The sequence below is a fragment of the Komagataeibacter sp. FNDCF1 genome (genome assembly GCF_021295335.1).
Taxonomy (GTDB): domain Bacteria; phylum Pseudomonadota; class Alphaproteobacteria; order Acetobacterales; family Acetobacteraceae; genus Komagataeibacter.
Window position 1 is genome coordinate 3,315,346 of record NZ_JAIWOT010000001.1, and the last position, 18,847, is coordinate 3,334,192.

Annotated in this window: 15 protein-coding genes; 11 read left to right on the plus strand and 4 right to left on the minus strand. The window is 66.6% G+C overall.

Annotation, left to right across the window (positions count from 1 at the left end):
- Positions 1-19 precede the first annotated feature (19 nt).
- Genes LDL32_RS15560 through LDL32_RS15575 form a run of 4 tightly spaced genes read left to right on the plus strand, consistent with a single transcriptional unit; the run spans position 20 to position 4,209 of the window.
- Positions 20-1,987, plus strand: a complete 1,968-nt coding sequence (locus tag LDL32_RS15560; RefSeq protein WP_233068345.1) for a nucleoside-diphosphate sugar epimerase/dehydratase — start codon at positions 20-22, stop codon at positions 1,985-1,987.
- A complete protein-coding gene (locus tag LDL32_RS15565; protein ID WP_233068346.1) occupies positions 1,984-3,123 on the plus strand; it encodes a DegT/DnrJ/EryC1/StrS aminotransferase family protein in 1,140 nt (379 codons plus the stop codon). The genes LDL32_RS15560 and LDL32_RS15565 overlap by 4 nt, the downstream gene beginning before the upstream one ends.
- Before the next feature lie 16 nt (positions 3,124-3,139).
- A complete protein-coding gene (locus LDL32_RS15570; RefSeq protein ID WP_233068347.1) occupies positions 3,140-3,628 on the plus strand; it encodes a hypothetical protein in 489 nt (162 codons plus the stop codon).
- Entirely contained in the window at positions 3,625-4,209 is a 585-nt protein-coding gene (locus LDL32_RS15575; RefSeq protein WP_233068349.1) for an HAD family phosphatase, read from the plus strand. Before LDL32_RS15570 ends, LDL32_RS15575 begins: the two co-directional genes overlap by 4 nt.
- A gap of 71 nt (positions 4,210-4,280) precedes the next feature.
- On the opposite strand, the gene LDL32_RS15580 is transcribed toward LDL32_RS15575, so the two are convergent.
- A complete protein-coding gene (locus LDL32_RS15580) occupies positions 4,281-5,414 on the minus strand; it encodes an AI-2E family transporter (RefSeq protein ID WP_233068351.1) in 1,134 nt (377 codons plus the stop codon).
- Between the two features lie 290 nt (positions 5,415-5,704).
- Between LDL32_RS15580 and LDL32_RS15585 the strand changes: the two genes are divergently transcribed.
- Positions 5,705-6,844, plus strand: coding sequence for an MFS transporter (locus LDL32_RS15585; RefSeq protein WP_255673957.1), 1,140 nt, complete (start codon positions 5,705-5,707; stop codon positions 6,842-6,844).
- Positions 6,845-6,986: 142 nt separating this feature from the next.
- Here LDL32_RS15585 and LDL32_RS15590 read toward each other — a convergent pair whose 3' ends face one another.
- Positions 6,987-8,873, minus strand: coding sequence for an ABC-F family ATP-binding cassette domain-containing protein (locus LDL32_RS15590; RefSeq protein ID WP_233068353.1), 1,887 nt, complete (start codon positions 8,871-8,873; stop codon positions 6,987-6,989).
- Positions 8,874-9,033: 160 nt separating this feature from the next.
- Here LDL32_RS15590 and ndk point away from each other — a divergent pair, with 160 nt between their 5' ends.
- Entirely contained in the window at positions 9,034-9,456 is a 423-nt protein-coding gene (gene ndk / locus LDL32_RS15595; RefSeq protein ID WP_233068354.1) for a nucleoside-diphosphate kinase, read from the plus strand.
- 199 nt (positions 9,457-9,655) lie between these two features.
- Here the strand turns inward: ndk and purN are convergent, their stop codons facing one another.
- Positions 9,656-10,276 carry a phosphoribosylglycinamide formyltransferase gene (gene purN, locus LDL32_RS15600; RefSeq protein WP_233068355.1) on the minus strand — a complete coding sequence of 207 codons (621 nt, stop codon included), beginning with the start codon at positions 10,274-10,276 and terminating at the stop codon, positions 9,656-9,658.
- 10 nt (positions 10,277-10,286) lie between these two features.
- Complete coding sequence (gene purM / locus LDL32_RS15605; protein WP_233068356.1) at positions 10,287-11,399, minus strand: phosphoribosylformylglycinamidine cyclo-ligase; 1,113 nt, start codon at positions 11,397-11,399, stop codon at positions 10,287-10,289.
- A gap of 136 nt (positions 11,400-11,535) precedes the next feature.
- Here purM and LDL32_RS15610 point away from each other — a divergent pair, with 136 nt between their 5' ends.
- The 5 genes from LDL32_RS15610 (at position 11,536) to LDL32_RS15630 (ending at position 18,771) form a co-directional block, all read left to right on the plus strand.
- On the plus strand, positions 11,536-12,309 hold the full coding sequence (locus LDL32_RS15610; RefSeq protein WP_233068357.1) for a chromosomal replication initiator DnaA: 774 nt from the start codon (positions 11,536-11,538) through the stop codon (positions 12,307-12,309).
- A 71-nt stretch (positions 12,310-12,380) separates the two neighbouring features.
- Entirely contained in the window at positions 12,381-14,681 is a 2,301-nt protein-coding gene (locus LDL32_RS15615; RefSeq protein ID WP_233068358.1) for an RNA degradosome polyphosphate kinase, read from the plus strand.
- A gap of 48 nt (positions 14,682-14,729) precedes the next feature.
- Positions 14,730-16,226, plus strand: coding sequence for a Ppx/GppA family phosphatase (locus LDL32_RS15620; RefSeq protein WP_233068359.1), 1,497 nt, complete (start codon positions 14,730-14,732; stop codon positions 16,224-16,226).
- Between the two features lie 5 nt (positions 16,227-16,231).
- Positions 16,232-17,626 (plus strand): amidohydrolase family protein, encoded by a 1,395-nt coding sequence (locus LDL32_RS15625; protein ID WP_233068360.1) that lies wholly within the window; start codon positions 16,232-16,234, stop codon positions 17,624-17,626.
- A 191-nt stretch (positions 17,627-17,817) separates the two neighbouring features.
- Positions 17,818-18,771 (plus strand): LysR family transcriptional regulator, encoded by a 954-nt coding sequence (locus tag LDL32_RS15630; RefSeq protein ID WP_233068362.1) that lies wholly within the window; start codon positions 17,818-17,820, stop codon positions 18,769-18,771.
- Positions 18,772-18,847 lie beyond the last annotated feature (76 nt).

Below are 18,847 nucleotides of genomic sequence, written 5' to 3' on the forward strand. Positions count from 1 at the left end.
CGGCTATAGGAGGAGGGTAATGGTTACGCAATCCTCCGACAGCCGCTCTTTTGCCACATGCCTGCGCCTGACACGGACCATAGCGGTCAACAGTGTCCTGGATGTGGGCGTGGGGGCCATTGCTGCCATGGGGGCCGTGGTGCTGTGCGGGCATGCGCCGGCCGGCTGGCCGGTCTGGGGGGTGGCGGTGCTGGGCATGGGGGGAATTGCCGCTGGCGGCCTGCCGTTGCGTATTTTCGTGCAGCACTGGCGTTTTGCCGGGCGATCCGATTTCTGGCGGCTGGGCTGTGCGTGCATGCTGGCGGGACTGCTTGCCATGGGCGTGCTGGTGGCGGGCGGCGGCATGCTGGCGGGTGCCGTGCCGTGGTGCGTGGTCTATGGCATGACGGCTTTCATATGCATGGCCACCATGCGGGCGGGCTATCAGCGCTGGCGGCAGACAGGCCCGCGGTCTGGGCGGACGGGCTGCCCCGTGATCGTGCTGGGTGACGGGGCGGACACCACGCGTTTCCTCAAGCTCATGCCGGACATGGCGGGGCGTGTGGCGGGCATGGTGCTGCAAAGCCGCCAGCGCAGGCCGGGGCGGCGGGTACGCGGCGTGCCGGTGCTGGGACAGGTGGCGGATCTGCCGCGCATCATTCCCGCCATGGCGGATGGCGGCGACGTCCTGCTGGTGGTGGCGGATACGGCGTTCCGGGGGGAGCGGCTCTCCGCAGTGCTGCGGATGGTGCACGATACGGGCGCCCGTGTAAGGTGCATGCCCGACCTGTCCGGTATTGCCGGAGACCAGGCAGCCCCCCTGTACCCGGTCCGGCTGGCCGACCTGCTCAACCGCCCGGCCCTGTCGGTCGATGAACCGGGGCTGGCCGGCATGCTGGGCGGTCGGCGCGTGCTGATTACCGGTGCGGGGGGAACGATCGGCAGTGAACTTGCCCGCCAGATCGCCCGCCACCGCCCGGAGGAACTGGTGCTGCTGGACATGGGGGAGTTCGCGCTGTGGCAGGTGGACATAGACCTGCGGGAAAAGGCGCCCGACGTGACGCGTCACCGGGTGCTGGCCGATATACGTGACCCTGCGCGCATGGAGCAGGTTTTTGCCCGTTTCCAGCCGGAACTGGTGTTTCACGCCGCAGCACTCAAGCATGTGCCCATGGTGGAGGAAAACCCGTGCGAGGGGCTGCTGACCAACGCGGCCGGCACCCGCATCGTGGCAGATATCGCGGCCCGGCATGGCGCGCGCGCCATGGTGCTGGTCTCTACGGACAAGGCGGTCAATCCCGCCTCGGTCATGGGGGTGTCAAAGCGGGTGGCGGAAATGTACTGCCAGGCGATGGATGTGCAGGCCCGCATGGCCGCGCAGGACAGTGCCATGCGCTGCGTGACCGTGCGGTTTGGCAATGTCATGGGTTCGACCGGTTCGGTAATTCCGCTGTTCCGGCACCAGCTTGAGCGCGGTGGCCCGCTTACGGTGACCGACCCGCGCATGGAGCGGTATTTCATGACCGTGTCGGAAGCGGTGGGACTGGTCCTGCAGGCCACCGCCTGCGGCATGGGATTGCAGGCCACATGTCCTGCCGCCGTGCTGCGGCGGGGCGGGGTGTTCGTGCTGGACATGGGCACGCCGGTGCGGATCGTGGATCTTGCACGGCAGATGATCGTTCTGGCCGGGCTGCGGCCGGGGCGCGACGTGAGCATCCGGTTCACCGGCCTGCGGCCGGGCGAGAAGCTGGCGGAAGACCTGTTCTACAAGAAGGAAATCCTGCAACCCACCGGCTGTCCCGGCCTGCGGATGGCAACGCCGCGTACGGTGGACCTTGCGCAGGTCGCCAATATCATGGATGCACTTACATTGGCATGCCGGGATGGTGATTGCGCCCGTGCGCTTGAACTGGTCCGGGAGCTTGTACCCGAATTTGCCCATAACCCGCATGGCATGGACATGCACATCCCGGCGGGGCAGGTCGATGTGGAAAGGAATGCATCATGAACGCTCCGGTGGAGACACCCATAGGTTTTCTGAACCTGCCCCAGCAGCAGAGCCTGATCGCCAACGAAATCAGGCAGCGTGTCGATGCGGTCATGCAGCACTGCCGCTTCGTGATGGGGCCGGAGGTGACCGAGCTGGAGGGGCGGCTGGCCAGCCATAGCGGGGCCGCCCACTGCGTTGGCGTATCATCGGGCACGGATGCCATCCAGATCGTGCTGATGGCGGAGGGAATCGGTGCGGGCGATGCCGTGTTCCTGCCTGCCTTTACCTACACCGCCACGGCGGAAGTCCCGCTGGTGCTGGGGGCGACGCCCGTATTCGTGGATGTGGACCCCGCAACCTTCCAGATCGACCCCACCAGCCTGCGCCAGCGCATTGCCGATGTACGCAAGGCAGGCAGGCTGCGCCCGCGCGCGGTGATCGGGGTGGACCTGTTCGGCCAGCCTGCGCCGTGGGCCGAACTGCGCGCCATTGCGGCGGAGGAGAAGCTGTTCCTCATGGCTGACTGCGCCCAGGCCTTTGGGGCGACGCTGCACGGGCGCAGGCTGGGGCGTGAGGCGGTGGCGACCACGCTGTCCTTCTTCCCCTCCAAGCCGCTGGGTGCGTATGGCGATGCCGGCGGCATCCTGACCGACGACCCCGCGCGCGCCGAACTCTACCGCTCGCTGCGCACGCATGGGGAGGGCAAGACCCGCTACGAGGTCCTGCGCACCGGCATGAACGCCCGGCTGGACACGATCCAGGCCGCCATCCTGCTGGCCAAGCTGGATGTGTTCGACATGGAACTCGAGCGCCGGCGCGGAATTGCCGCGGCGTATGACGAGGGGCTTGCAGGCCATGTCATACCGCCCGCCCGCGTGCCGGACAGCCAGGGGTCATGGTCCGTCTATTCCGTGCTGACCACGGGTGAGTCCGCGCGCACGACGCTGCAGGACCGGCTCAAGGGGCATCATATCGCCTCGGCCATCTACTATCCACGTCCGCTGCACCAGCAGCCCGCCTACAGCGCCAGCCATGACGGGGCGGCCCTGCCCGTGGCGGAGGATCTGTCACGCCGCATCATGGCGCTGCCGCTGCACCCCGAACTGTCGGACAATGAAGTCGGCCGGGTCATCGCGGCCGTGCGTGAATCCTGAGGGAGATCATACAACAATGAGACGCGAGACAGCGCTGCTGATCGGGTTCCTGTTCATTACGGTCGGTACGGCGGCGGGGCTGTGGTACATGGCCATGCCCAATTTCCGTCCGATGAGCTTTCCCACCATGGAAAGCGGCACCATTTCCATCGGTCCGATGCGCGCTGAGCGCACGCTGACGACAGCTCAGGTCCATGCGCTGAATGACTGGATGCAGGCCCATACCAAGGGCTGGGGCCCGCTGGGCCAGACCCCGCCATCCAGCGGCGATGCCGTGCTGGAGATGAAGGCCGCCCCCACCGGCCAGCAGCCCGCGGGCGCGCAGCCGGTTCCCTACCGCATCACGCTGTGGACCGGCATCAGCGCCGCGGACTGGAACAATACCGTGTTCGTGGAGGAAAAGCCCGGCGCCGTCATCCGTTTCCATCATTACAGGGACAAGGATTTCAACGCGCTGCGTGAACTGGTCAACCAGTACGACTATCCCCGGTCCGCCTTTCCATGAGTCTTGTGCATGACGGCGTTGGCGGGCTGATCTTTGACTGTGACGGCACGCTGGTCGACAGCCTGCCCATGTACCGCGAAGGCTGGCTGACCGCCCTTGAGGACGCCATCCGCCAGAGCGTGCCGCCGGAATGGTTCCATGGCCATGGCGGCATGTCCGAGCACATGGTGCTGGATATCGTGGAAGAACGGCTTGGCCGCAGCGTGGACCGCGCCGGGATCATAAACCGGGCGCGTGACGGCATGCTCCGGCAGTTGCATGTGCTGCGCGAGATCACGGTGGTGGCGGATATCGCCCGCCAGTACCATGGTCGCCTGCCCATGGCCGTGGCCTCCAACGGGTCACGGCAGATCGTCTCGGCCTGCCTGCGGCATCTGGGGCTGGAGCCGCTGTTCGACGTCATCATCACCATAGATGATGTGGAAAACCCCAAGCCCGCGCCTGACATGTTCCTGATGGCGGCGGGCAGGCTGGCGGTGGCGCCCGATGCCTGCCTGGTGTTCGAGGACAGCCGCGAGGGCATGACCGCCGCCACCCGCGCGGGCATGGCGCATATTGATGTGAATACGCTGCTGGGCTGAATGTCCGCGGCAGGGATGAGGCCTGACGTTCATGACGGGGCGGGAGCATGGTCTTCCGCCCCGTCATGCGTTCAGACCCGTTCGTCTTCCTTCAGTTCCGGGGTGGCGCGATCGGCCACCGCCAGCAGGGCGGCGGTAAGCGGCGAGGCCAGGATAAGCCCCGGAATGCCCAGAATGGTGCCGAAGATCGTCTGCGACAGGATGGTCAGCCCCGGTGGCATCTGCACCGCGTGGCGCTGGATCAGCGGGGCCATGACATTGCCTTCGAAGAACTGGATGGCGGCGTAGAGCCCCATGACCATGAACCCCTCCCGCGTGCCCTGCGAGAGCGCGATCAGCACGGCGGGCACGGCGCCCACGAATGCGCCGATATAGGGGATGAAGTTGGCCAGCCCCGCCACCACGCCCAGCGCCAGCGCCAGCGGTACGCCAATGCACCACAGCCCGATGAAGGACAGCAGTCCCACCACCGTCATGTCCAGCGCCTGTCCCGCCGTCCATGCCCACAGGGTGCGGCCCGCTGTCAGCAGCAGGTTGCGCGATGCCTTTCGGTAGGCATGCGGCACCAGGCGCAGCATGCCGTTGACATACAGTTCGGGGGAGATTGCGAAATACAGCCCCGCGATCAGGATGACCGCCAGCGTGCCCGCGGCACCGAAGGCGGAGGAGACGAAGCCCGTCATGGACCCCGCCAGGGAGCCGAATCCGCTCGTGCCCGATGCGGCTTCGTTCCCCCCCAGTGTGGTGGGCAGGTTGTCCAGGATCATGCGCCCGGTGGTGGAATGGCCCATGCTGTCACGCAGGCTGTGGGCCTGCTCGCTCAGCGCGGTGCGCAGCTTGACCGCCTGTTCCGATATTTCGGGGCCGCTGCTCCAGACCAGGCCGGTCAGGGCGGCGATCAGCACCACGACCACGGCGGTCAGCGCCAGCCAGTAGGGCAGGCGCATGCGGCGTTCGACAATGCCCGCCAGGTTGTGCAGGATGACGGCGACAAGGGTCGCGGCAAAGATGACCATGAGTACATCGCCCACCACCCATATCAGCATCACGACAATCGTAATGGCCAGCGTCAGGCGCAGCAGGGCGTAGATGCGCGCCAGCTGGGCGGCGCGGGGGTCGGTATCCGGGGTTTCGGGGTGTTTTTTTTCCTTGTTCTGTCCGGACTCCGGTGCGTGGGAAGGGGCCGAAGGGGATGAGACTGTCATCTAGATGTCCATATGGAGGGCATGAAACGGGTTGTGCGGCGCAGGCATGCAGGCACGGATGGAACCATGATAACGTGCGGCACGGCGGATGGATTGCCGCCGGGCCGGGAATCCGTCATGTGGGACCATACCGTGCCATCTGCGCATGACCGGGCCGATGCCGCACTGATCTGCAAGCCGTAAGCCAATCTCTTCTGCCGCGAAAGGGCGGACATGTGTGTAACGCTGACAATTCCCCCACATCCGCATCTGCACCATCCCGCCCGGTGACGGCAGGTGCCGGGCTGGCGCTGGCCGTGGCCACCTTTGCCATCGGCACGGGTGAGTTCGCGCTCATGGCCGTGCTGCCCGACATGGCGCGCACGCTGGGCATATCGGTGCCGGTGGCGGGCCATGTCATAAGTGCCTACGCGCTGGGTGTGGTGGTGGGGGCGCCGCTGATCACCATCCTTGGGGCGGGCCTGTCACGTCGCAGGCTGCTGTTGATGCTGCAGGTTCTGTTCATCATGGGTAATGCGGCCTCCGTGCTGGCGCCAGGATACCGGTCACTGGTTTACGCACGGTTCATGACCGGGCTGCCGCACGGGGCCTTTTACGGCGTGGCCGCACTGGTCATGGCCGCTACGGTGGATCCCGCGCGGCGGGGGCGTGCGGTGGGAAGCGTGTTTGTGGGCCTGACGGTCGCCCACGTGGTGGGGGTGCCGCTGACCACATGGGGCGGGCAGGTGCTGGGCTGGCGCGCGATGTATGGCGTGATCACGCTTCTGGGCGTGCTGGCGCTGGGCCTGCTGGCGCGCGGCGTGCCCGATGTGGGAGCGGGCGCAGGCAGTTCCCCCCTGCGCGAAGCGGGCGCGCTCGGGCGTGGGCAGGTCTGGTTCACGCTGGCCACCGGGGCAGTCGGCTTTGGCGGCATGTTCTGTATCGGGACCTACATGACCGGGGTGCTTCTCGGGGTTACGCACGTACCCGCTGGCGTGGTGCCGCTGGCGCAGTCGCTATGGGGCGTTGGCATGGTGGCGGGCAACATTGCGGGCAGCAGGCTGGTCGATACCAGTCCGGTGCGGGCGATTGTGGTGATCCTGGCGGGCAGCACGTTCATGTCCTGCCTGTTCGCGCTATGCGCGGGCAATATGGTGGCGATCCTGCTGGTGATCAGCCTGATGGGCGGCATCATCGGGCTGCTGCCTGCCCTGCAGGCGCGGCTTATGGATGTGGCGGCGGATGCGCAGGTGCTGGCTGCCGCCCTGAACCATTCCGCCGTCAATATCGCCAATGCCTTCGGGGCGTGGCTGGGTGGGGCCGTGATTGCAGCAGGCTATGGCATGCAGTCCGTCGGGTGGGCGGCGGCCTGCCTGTCGGCCACGGGGCTTGTGGTATTCGGGCTGGGCATACTGGTCCAGCGCTCCGGGCTGCGGCGCATGCCGGTCTGACAGGAGAAACTGCGCGGCAGTGTAAAGGCGTTCCCGGTGAAGCTTTTTTTTAAAAGCGTCACGGGACACCGTCTTTTTGACAGGAAAGGCGGCATCCCGGAATTTTCATTATTTTTACCGGCCGGCTGTGCTGAATGTGCCTTCACTCCGCGCTGGCGGCTTCCAGTTCCGTCTCGGCTTCCAGCCAGTCTTCCTCCGCCCGGTCATGTTCGCGGGCAATGGCGGCCAGACGGGTGTTGAGCGCCGTAACGTCCTCCGCCCGGCCGCTTTCATACAGCTTCGGGTCCGCAAGGCGGGCTTCCAGCTTTGCGCGTTCGGCCACAAGCCGCGCCATAAGCTGTTCCGCATCACGGATGCGCTTGCGGAGTGGCGCCGTGGCCTTGCGGGCTTCGGCGCGTTCGCGGCGGTCGTCACGCCTTGGGGCCGCGGCAGGGCGTGCGGGATCATTGTTCGACACCGCGCGCGCCCGTTCGGTCAGCCATGTGCGGTATTCCGCCATGTCGCCATCAAACGGGCGTACCGTGCCATCGCCCACCAGCCACAGCCGGTCGGCCACCAGTTCCACCAGATGCGGGTCATGGCTGATCAGCAGCACTGCCCCTTCAAATTCCGCCAGCGCCCGGATCAGCGCGTCACGGGCGTCAAGGTCAAGGTGGTTGGTCGGCTCATCCAGAATCAGCAGGTGTGGTGCATCGCGCGTGGCCAGCGCCAGCAGCAGCCGCGCCTTCTCGCCACCCGACAGGTCGCGCGTTGGTGTCTCGGCGCGTTCGGCATCCAGCCCGAAGCGGGCAAGCTGCGCGCGCACGGCAGGCGGCGTGGCATCGGGCAGGGCACGGGCCATGTGGTCCACCGGGGTTTCGTCCGGGCGCAGTTCCTCGGCCTGATGCTGGGCAAAATAGCCCACTTTCAGCTTCGGGCTGTGCTGCATCGTGCCCGATTGCGGGGCAAGCCTGCCCGCCACCAGCTTGGCAAAGGTGGACTTGCCGTTGCCGTTCGCGCCCAGCAGGGCAATCCGGTCCTCCATGTCGATGCGCAGCGACAGGTTGGACAGGATGGTATGATCGCCATACCCGGCCGAGACCCGCTCCATCGTCAGCATGGGCGGAGGCAGGGCGGAGGGTTCGGGAAAGGCGAAGTGGCTGGGAGCATCCTCCACCACGCTGTCGATCTGGGGCAGCTTCTCCAGTGCCTTGATGCGGGCCTGCGCCTGCCTGGCCTTTGTCGCCTTGGCGCGGAAGCGGTCGACAAAGGACTGCATGTGCGCGCGCCTGGCGTTGATGCGCTCGGCCATGCGGGCCTGCTGCAGGGCCTGTTCGGTGCGGATGCGCACGAACTCCTCATACCCGCCCGGTGTCAGGGTCAGCTTGCCGCGGTCCAGATGGGCGATGGCGTCCACCGCGCGGTCCAGCAGGCCCCTGTCGTGGCTGACGATCAGGGCCGCACCCGAAAACCGGGCCAGCCAGTTTTCCAGCCAGATCGTGGCCTCCAGATCAAGGTGGTTGGTCGGTTCATCAAGCAGCAGCAGGTCGGGATTGAGGAACAGCGCCGTGGCCAGTGCCACGCGCATGCGCCACCCGCCGGAAAAATCCGAGACCGGGCGGGTCTGCGCCTGTGCATCGAATCCGAGACCGGACAGGATGGCAGCGGCACGCGCGGGCGCGCTGTGCGCGTCGATCGCCAGCAGGCGTTCATGGATGTCGGCCACGCGGGCAACGTCGGTACAGGTTTCGGATTCGGCCAGAAGGCTGGTGCGTTCGGTATCCCCCGCCAGCACCGTGTCCAGCAGGGAGCCAAGGCCCGTGGGCGCTTCCTGCCGGATGCGCGCCATGCGGGCCCGGGCCGACATGTGGATCGTGCCGCCATCGGGCGCGATATCGCCCGCTATGGCTGCAAGCAGCGTGGATTTTCCCGCCCCGTTGCGCCCGACCAGGCCGATCTTGCGGCCCGGGTCAATGCTCAGGCTGGCACCATCAAGCAGGGTGCGGCCTGCGATGCGCAGGGTCAGGTCGGTTATGACGAGCAGGCTCACGGGCGGAAAACTCCGGCAATATGGGGGACATGGCTGGTTTCGTGCGGGTTGTACCTACCAGTCCGCGACGATATGCTCTAGATGGCCCTTGTAGGGCGATGTCGGGCCATGTCCAATGCCGCCCCGTGCATTTCAGTACCTGTTTGAAAGGAGCTGTCCCATGGCAGTCGAACGTACCCTCTCCATCATCAAGCCCGATGCGACCCGTCGTAACCTGACCGGCAAGATCAATGCCGTGTTTGAAGGCAACGGCCTGCGCATCGTTGCCCAGAAGCGCATCCAGCTGACGAAGGCGACCGCTGGCGCTTTCTATGAAGTGCACAAGGAACGCCCGTTCTACAACGACCTCGTGTCCTTCATGATCTCCGGCCCGGTCGTGGTGCAGGTGCTCGAAGGTGAAGGCGCCGTGCTGAAGAACCGCGAAGTGATGGGCGCCACCGACCCCAAGAAGGCCGAAGCGGGCACCATCCGTGCGCAGTTCGCCGAAAGCATCGAAGCGAACTCCGTCCACGGTTCCGACAGCCTGGAGAACGCGAAGAACGAGATCGCCTTCTTCTTCGCCGGCACCGAAATCCTGCCCTGATCCTTACGGATCATGGTGGTGGGCGCTTTCGGTCCCGCCAATGGAAAAGCCGGCCTTCGGGCCGGCTTTTTTCATGTCCGGGGTCTGTCTGGAAAGCAGATGACGGGAGGTTTCTGGTGAAGCTTTTTTCAAAAAGCTTCAAAGAACGCCGCCTTTTTGAAAAAAGGCGGCACCCGGAAACGTCTGCTGTCCATTTATATCAGACCGACAGCAGGCAGTCTGCCGCACTGGCGGCCTGTGCCGCCTCGGGCACCAGCACGCGGTGCAGGGCGGCGGGATACAGGCGGTGTTCCTGCCGCAGCACGCGCGCGCCCAGTACATCAGGCGTGTCATCGGCCAGAACGGGCACGGCGGCCTGCCCGATGATGGGGCCTTCATCCATGCCCTCCGTTACCCAGTGTACGGTACAGCCATGGATCCGGCTGCCATTCTCCAGTGCGCGCTCATGCGTGTGCAGCCCGGGGAAGGCAGGCAGCAGGCTGGGATGGATATTGAGCATCCGCCCCGCCCATGCGGTGGTCAGGAACGGGGTCAGCAGGCGCATGTAGCCTGCAAGGCAGACATACTCCACGCCTGCCGCGCGCAGTGCTGCATCAAGGGCGTGCTCATGGGCCGCGCGGTCCTTTTTATAGGGGCGGTGGTCGATGGCGCGGGCCTGCAGCCCCGCCGCGCGCGCCGCGTCCAGCCCCGGCGCATCGGGGTTGTTGCTGAGCACGAGGGCGATGCGGGCGGGATAGTCGGGGCGGGCACACGATTCGATCAGCGCGCGCATGTTGCTGCCACGCCCGCTGATCAGGATCGCGATGGGGGTCTTGTGCATCACGGCCGGTTCAGTCACGCAGTTCGGGCAGTTCGTCGAATGTCAGCGTGGCCGGGCTGTCCGTGCTTTCGCCCGCAACGATCGAACCGATCACGAAGGCCTGCTGCCCGCGTTCGGCCAGGTGGGCCAGTGCTGCCGCACTGTCACGCACCACCAGCACCATGCCGATGCCGCAGTTGAACACGCGCAGCATTTCCTCTGTCGTGACATTGCCGGTGCTGGCCAGCCAGCTGAATACGGGCGGGATGGGCCAGCCCGTGCCATCCACCACGGCGCGTACGCCCCGGGGCAGCACGCGCGGCAGGTTGCCCGGCAGCCCGCCACCGGTAATGTGGGCAGCCCCCATCAGCAGCCCCGCGCGGTGCAGGTCCAGCACGGGGTGAACATACAGCGTGGTGGGGGTCATCAGCGCTTCGCCCAGTGTCTGACCCGCAGGCGTCTGGCCGTCAGCAAAGGGGCAGGGGGCATCCCAGCCCAGCCCGCTGCGCGCCACGATGCTGCGCACGAGCGAGAAGCCGTTGGAATGCACACCGGCGGAGGGCAGGCCGATCAGCGTATCACCGGGCCGGATCTCGCCCGGCAGCAGCGCCGTGCGTTCCGCGGCACCAACCGAAAAACCGGCCAGGTCATAATGCCCGGCGGCATACATGCCGGGCATTTCCGCCGTCTCGCCCCCCACCAGCGCGCAGCCGGAATCGGCACAGCCCTTTGCAATGCCGCGCACCACCTTCGCCGCATCCTCGATCGCAAGCCTGCCGGTGGCGAAATAGTCCAGGAAGAAAAGCGGGGTCGCGCCCTGCACCACAAGGTCGTTCACGCACATGGCCACCAGGTCGATGCCCACCGTTTCATGCAGTCCGCTTTCAATGGCGATCATGAGCTTGGTGCCCACGCCATCGGTGCAGGAAACAAGGATGGGATCGGAAAAACCGGCGGCCTTCAGGTCGAACAGCGCGCCAAATCCGCCCAGCCCCCCCATGGTGCCGGGGCGGTCCGTGGCCTTTGCCGCGGGCTTGATGACTTCGACAAGCGCATCACCGGCGGCAATGTCCACCCCGGCATCGCGGTAGGTGGCGGGCTGGCTGGTGGCGGGGGCTTTGGGCGGGCGTGGGGCGGACGTCATGCGGCGGGCCTTTTTTCGTAATCAAACTATCACTTCCCCGGACTCCCGCAGGCAGGCTATGAAAACCGCCATATGGGACCGGGAGCAAACGGACTTCCGGCCTTCTTTACGTCAAGGCGGGGCTACGCACAAAGCAGTGGATGGGCGCACGAAGCTGAAAACGGATGAAAACACGGCTGCCGGCGCGATCGGGCAACTGGTGTTGCCGTTTACCCACACGCCACGTTTTGCGGCCGGTGATTTCGTTTTCGCGCCCTCCAACGCCGCGGCCCGCAGCTGGCTGCTGGGCCCCACGCCATGGCCTGACCGCAGGCTGGCGCTATGGGGGCCGGCCGGCACCGGCAAGACCCATATGCTCGAGATATGGGCACGGATGCATGATGCCCTGCTTTTGCATGGTGCAACGCTGTCGCATGCCCGTGTGACGGCCCTGTTCGCCGCGCGTGTGGGGCGGACGCCGGTCATGGCCATGGCGCTGGACGGCGCGGACATGTGTGGGGACGAGCGGGCGCTGCTGCATCTGCTCAATACCGCGCGGGAGCAGGGGATGGCCCTGCTGCTGGGTGGGCGCACGCCGCCGGCGCGCTGGCCGGTGGTATTGCCCGACCTGGCCAGCAGGCTGCGCGCGACCATGGCCGTGGGCATGGGCCAGCCGGGTGACGGGCTGCTGCGCGTGCTGCTGCTGCGCCTGCTGGCCGAGCGGCAGGTCGTGGTGGCCCAGCCGGTGGTGGAATGGCTGCTCCGCCGGCTGCCGCGTACCGCGCGCGCCATGCAGGAAGCCGTGCGGCGGCTGGACCATGCCGCCCTGGCGACGGGCCGCCCCGTAACGCGCATGCTTGCCGCCCGCGTGCTGGCGGACATGCTGGTGGATGCCGGGGGCGGCCCGCCAGCATCCATGCCGGAGTCCTGAATGGCCCGGGGGTATCAGGGCTCTGGCCAAGATCCGCAGGGCTCGTTTAGGGTCGATTGCAGCAATATGGAATGCCACCGCCGGACGGGAGCCCGAAAGCATTGACCAGACCGCCACGCAAGACCGCAGCCAGGCCCGCATCACCGCGTGCCCGCACGCGCAGCCGCAAGGCCGCCAGCACGGGGCGGCAGGTGGTGGTGCGTGAACCGGCGGAACCGCTGCCCGACGCCACGTCCCCCCAGCGCTTCATCAACCGCGAACTGTCATGGCTCGACTTCAACCAGCGCGTGGTGGATGAAGCTGACAATCCCCGCAACCCGCTGCTGGAGCGGGTGCGCTTCCTGTCGATCAGCGCCAGCAACCTGGATGAATTCTATTCCGTGCGCGTGGCGGGGCTGGTGGGACAGGTGCGCGAAGGGCTGGTCAAGACCTCGCCCGACGGGCTGACCCCCCAGCAGCAGCTTGCCGCCGTGCGCGAGCGCACCGGCAGGCTGCTGTATGAACAGCAGCGCATCTGGCGCGACCTGCAGCGCGAGCTGGAGGGGGCGGGCATCGTGGTATGCGATGAGGTTTCCTTCACCGATGAGGAACAGGCCTGGCTGGACACCTGCTTCATGGAGCGGGTCTTTCCCGTCCTGACGCCACTTGCCATAGATCCTGCCCATCCGCTGCCCTTCATTCCCAACATGGGAATCGCGCAGGCGCTGCGGCTGCTCAATGCCGAAACCGGGCAGTTCGTGATGGAGGCGCTGATCCTGCTGCCCGCGCGCATCGAGCGCTTCATCCGGCTGCCGGCAAGCCTTTCCCCCCCCGGCGTCACACGCTTCATCCTGCTGGAGCGTCTGATCGTGATGTGCATCGACCGCCTGTTCCCCGGCCTGATGGCGGGGGACTGGGGCGTGATGCGCATCGTGCGCGATACGGACGTGGAGTTCGAGGACGAGGCCGAGGATCTGGTCCGCTCCTACGAAAGTGCGCTCAAGCGCCGCAGGCGCGGGGTGGTGATCCATCTGGACATCGAATCCCGCATGCCCGAGGACCTGGCCCGCTCCATGGCCGAAGGGCTGGCCCCGCCAACCGATGAGGTATTCGTCCAGTCCGGGCTGATCGGGGTGGGCGATATCCGGCAGTTGATCGTCGATGACCGCCCCGACCTGCTGTTCCCACCCTATACCCCGCGCTTTCCCGAACGGATCGTGGATTGCGGCGGCGACTGCTTTGCCGCCATCCGCGCGCGCGACATGATCGTGCACCACCCGTTCGAAAGTTTTGACGTGGTGGTGCAGTTCCTGCGGCAGGCGGCCCTTGACCCTGCCGTGGTGGCGATCAAGCAGACGCTGTACCGCACGTCACGCGACAGCCCGATCGTGAAGGCGCTGATCGAGGCGGCGGAGGCGGGCAAGGCCGTGACCGCCATGGTGGAACTGCGCGCACGCTTTGACGAGGAGGCGAACATCCGCCTCTCCCGCGTGCTGGAGGCGGCGGGGGTGCAGGTCGTCTTCGGCTTCTCCGACCTCAAGACCCATGCCAAGCTCAGTCTTGTGGTAAGGCGGGAGGGGAGCGCGCTGCGCTCCTACGCCCATTTCGGCACGGGTAACTACCACCCCATCACGGCGCGGATCTATACCGACCTGTCCTATTTCACCTGCAATCCCGAACTGGTGCGCGACTCGGCACGGCTGTTCAACTACATGACCGGCTATGCCGTGCCCGCCCGGATGGAGGCGATCGCCTTTTCCCCCGTCACGATCCGCCGCACGCTGGAGGAACTGATCGCGGGCGAGATCGCGCATGCGCAGGCAGGCCGGCCTGCGCATATCTGGCTGAAGATGAACTCGCTGGTCGATCCCGACCTGATCGACCGGCTGTACGCCGCATCCTGCGCGGGGGTGCGCATCGTGGCGGTGGTGCGGGGCATATGCTGCCTGCGCCCCGGTGTTCCGGGCCTTTCGGAAAATATCAAGATCAAGTCCATTGTCGGGCGCTTCCTCGAGCATGCGCGTATCTACGCCTTTGGCGACGGGCACCGCCTGCCTTCACGGCAGGCGAAGCTCTACATTTCCTCGGCCGACTGGATGCAGCGCAACATGGACTGGCGGGTGGAAAGCATGGTGCCGATGCTGGACCCGCAGATCCATGCCCGCGTTCTGGACCAGATCATGGTGATTGACCTGAAGGACAACCTCCAGTCATGGATCCTGCAGCGTAACGGCGTGTGGCGCAGGCTGGAGCCGGGGCGCAGGCCGTTTTCGTCGCATGAATATTTCATGGAGCATCCGGGCTATACGGGGCGTGGCACGGCGGTGGGGGACGCACCCATCCGGGTCAGTGCTTCCCAGCCATGGCATGCGGAACAGAACATTGAGGACTGAGGATTACGGCATGGATGGCGTGCGCAGGGCAGGGTGGGCTGATGACATATGGGGCCGGATGTGACGGGTGATGGCGGGTTTCGCCGCTCTGCGGTCATAGATCTGGGGTCGAATTCCGTCCGCCTTGTGGTGTTTGACGGCATTTCACGCAATCCGGTCCCCATATTCAATGAAAAGGTGGTCCTGCGCCTGGGTCGCGGCCTGAACGCCACGGGGCGGTTGAATGAGGAGGCCGTGCCCCTGGCCATGGAGGTCATGGCCCGTTTCAACGCCATCGCGCGCGGGATGGAGGCCAGCCCCTTTGAAGTGCTGGCCACCGCCGCCGTGCGTGACGCCACCAACGGGCCGGAATTCGTGGCGGGCCTGCGCGCGCGCCTCCCCGGCGTGCCGATCCGTATCCTGAGCGGGGAGGAAGAAGCCGACTATTCCGCCACCGGCGTACTGTGCGGCATACCCGATGCCAATGGTCTGGTGGCCGATATCGGCGGGGGGTCGCTGGAACTGATCCGGCTGGAGAACGGCCGCAAGCTCAATGCCTGCACGCTGCCGCTGGGGGTAATCCGGCTCAATGACCGTGCGGGGGGCGACCTGGCCCGCGCCCGCGCGCTGGTGGATGAGGACCTGTCCGGCGTGGACTGGCTGGATGACGTGCAGGGGCAGGATCTCTATCTGGTGGGGGGCGGCTTCAGGGCGCTGGCGCGTCTGCAGATCGCGCGCACGGCCTATCCGCTCAATATCGTCCACCTTTATACCCTTGCGCCCGACACCGCGCGCGAGATGGCGGAATGGATCATCGGCGCGGGCAAGCGTTCGCTCGAACGCCTGCCCGGCGTGCCGCGCAAGCGGCTGGAGGATGCGCCCTATGCCGCTACCGTACTGCGCCGGCTGATGCGGCGCACGCATTCACGCGAACTGGTCTTCTGTGTCGATGGCCTGCGGGAGGGGTGGTACATGCGTAACGTCGCGGCCTCCGTCGCGGCAAATGACCCGCAGGATGCGGTCGCGCATGAAATGTGCCGCATGCTGGGCCGCAGCATGAACCTGCCGGGGCGGCTGGCGGACTGGACCGCGCCGCTTTTCGCGCATGAGGAAGAGCAGGCGCGGCGCCTGCGGCGCGTGGCGTGCGGCCTGTCGGATGTGGGTGCGCATGACCATCCGGAATACCGTGCCGAGCAGACATACCTGCGTATCCTGCGCCTGCAGGGGGTGGGATTTACCCATCCCGCGCGGGCTTTCCTGTCCCTTACGCTGGCGGTGCGGTACGGGGCTGATCTTTCGGTTGCGTATCTTCAGCCCTCGCGTCAGTTGCTGAGTGAGGCGGAGTTCACCCATGCCGTGGCGCTGGGGCAGGCGCTGCGGCTGGCCTATAGCGTAAGCGGCGGGACCGAGGCGCTGCTGGATGGCACGCGGGTGGATTGCGAAGGCGGGGTGCTGTCGCTTCACTTCGCCCCGGGGCGTGATGTGGTGCAGGGGGAAAGCGTGCGCCGCAGGCTGGAGCGGCTGGGGGCGGCGCTGGGCATGCCTGTCAAGATACGCGATCACTAAAAGGCATGGGTATGCGCAATGGCGCGGTACGCGGCCTGCTGCTGGTGCGCGGCGGCACGGTGGTGACGGCGCAGGCGTCGCTGCGGGTGGATGTGCTGTGTGGCGGCGTGGGTGAGATACTGACCACCGGCCCGGACCTGGAAGTGCCCATGGGCTGCACGGTGGTTGATGCCGGTGGCCTGCTGGTCCTGCCCGGCGGGGTGGACCCGCACACGGCCATCGGCGCGGATGAATCCGGTTTTGAACGGACGGTGGAGGCGCTGGCGGGCGGGACCACGACCATACTCGATACCATGCATCCCCATGGCGGCACGCTGGGGGCAGCGTGGCGGGCATGGTGGCATGCGGCGGAGCGGTCCCATGTGGATGTGGGGCTGCATATGGCGTTGCCCGACGCGGGTGCCCGCGTGCTGCGCGACATGGAAGTGCTTGTGGAACGCCGGGGGGTGAATGCCTTCCATCTATCCATGGCGGATGGACTGTCCGACCGCGCCATCCTGCAACTGGCTGGTCACGCCGCCGGATGCGGCGCGCTGTGCCGGATCGAGGCCCAGAACGCACAGGCCGTGGCCTATCTGCGTGAAGAACTGGCGCAGGCGGGCATTACGGGGGCCGAGTCCTGTCTGCTTGCCGCCCCCCCGGCGGTCGAGGCAGAAGCCACCCATCGCGCCATCATGCTGGCGGGGCTGCAGGGGGCCCCGGTCCATATCGGTCCGGTTTCCACCACGGGGGCGATTACCTGCCTCTCCGCAGCCCGGCTGGATGGCCAGCGGGTCGCAGCGCATGTGCTGGCCCCACATCTGGTGGTGGATGAAGCCGTATATGACGTGGGTGGAGACGCACCATCCGGCTCCTGTATCACCGATCCCTGCATGACCCTGCCGCCCTTCCGTGATGGCACGCACCGCCGTGCGCTATGGGGTGCGCTGGCGGCGGGGACCATCGGCATGGTGGCCAGCGGTTTCCGCCCCCCGGGCCAGCCGGGCAACGGGCCGGCTGGCGGGCTGGCCGGGCGCATGCGCGCAGTGTGGCAGCATGGAGTGCAGGCAGGGCTGCTGAGCGCCGGGGAATTTGTGGCCGTGACCGCACAGGCAGCGGCGTGTGCCTTCAACATCTATCCGCGCAAGGGCGCCATCATGCCCGGTGCCGATGCCGATCTGGTCCTGTGGGACCCCGATGCGCTGGAAACCTGCCCCCATGGTCCCGATACGCCCTATGGCGGGATTACGCTTGGGGGGCGTGCGGTGCATGTGATCCGCGGTGGGGTTACGGTATGGAAGGACAACCGGCTGTATGGCGATGGCCGCGGGGTCCATGTGCCCTGTCCGGCCTTCCGCTCCGGCCTGTCGGCAGACATGCGTCAGGCGGCACGGCTGTCCGTGCGTCAGGACGGCATGTAGTGCATGTGTCGTGCGACGGGGCCATGGCCGGTTCCGCCTGTTCCTGACCGCAAGGCTTTCCATCATGTGGCGTGGACCGGCCGGACCATCATGTGCCGCCATGGTCGCAGCACTGGTGGCGGCGGCAGTCGTGATCCGTTTGTGGTAACCGGCACAGGCGGATGGTGGTGAAAATGGGGGAACACGACCCGATGAATGATCCGCTTTCCCGCATCCCGCGCATGATGCGGCTGCATGCGCGCGGCATTTCATATTTCAATGCCGTGCGGGAATGTCGTTCCATACGGGAAGCGGCGCGCAGGCTCAATGTCGCCCCCTCCGCCCTGACCCGGCAACTGGCGCAGATGGAGGCCGAGATCGGTGCGCCCCTGTTCGACCGCCTGCCCGAAGGCATGATGCTGACGGAGGCAGGCGCCATCATGGCCCGGCACGTCGTGACCGTGATGCAGGATGCCGCCCGGACGGAGGAACAGATCAGCGCCCTGTCGGGCCGGCATGCGGGGCGTCTGCGCATCATGGCGGTGGAAGGCGTTGCGGGGCAGTTGCTGCCAGCGCTGCTGGGCCGGATCATCACGGCCTTTCCGGCCATTGACCTGTATGTGGAGGTGGGATCGCCCGCAACCATCGTCTCCGCCCTGCGGGAAGGGCAGGTGGATCTGGGCATTGCCTTTTCCCTGGCGCCCCATCCCGAACTGCGGCGGGTGGCGGTGGCGCATTTTCCCATCGGCGCCGTGATGCGGCCGGACCACCCGCTGGCGGCGCTGCGCACGGTTACGGCAGAGGACTGCGTGGCCTGCCGCCTGATCCTGCCCACGCGTACGCTCTCGCTCTACCGGGTGATGGAACCCATGCTGCGCCCGTGGCAGGACCGACTGGACGTGGTGCTGCGCACCGGCTCGATCGAACTGACCAACCGCATGGTGCAGGCGGGTGCAGGGCTTGCCTTCCAGTCACCGCTGGCCCTTGGTACCCGGCCCGGTGGCGGGCTGTGTCACGTACCGCTGCGCGATACCCGCGCCGTGACCGACCTGGGGGCCTATGTGCGCGATTCCCGCTGGCTGCCGCCATTGCTGGAAACGGTGATCGGGGAACTGCGCGCGGAATTGCGCCGCATGCAGGACATGGGCGGGGAGCCGATAGCCTGATCCGCCTGTTGCGTTAAGGGCAACACAATGGTCGGATCATTGTAATGGACGGAACACCTGCCGGTTTGATTAGATC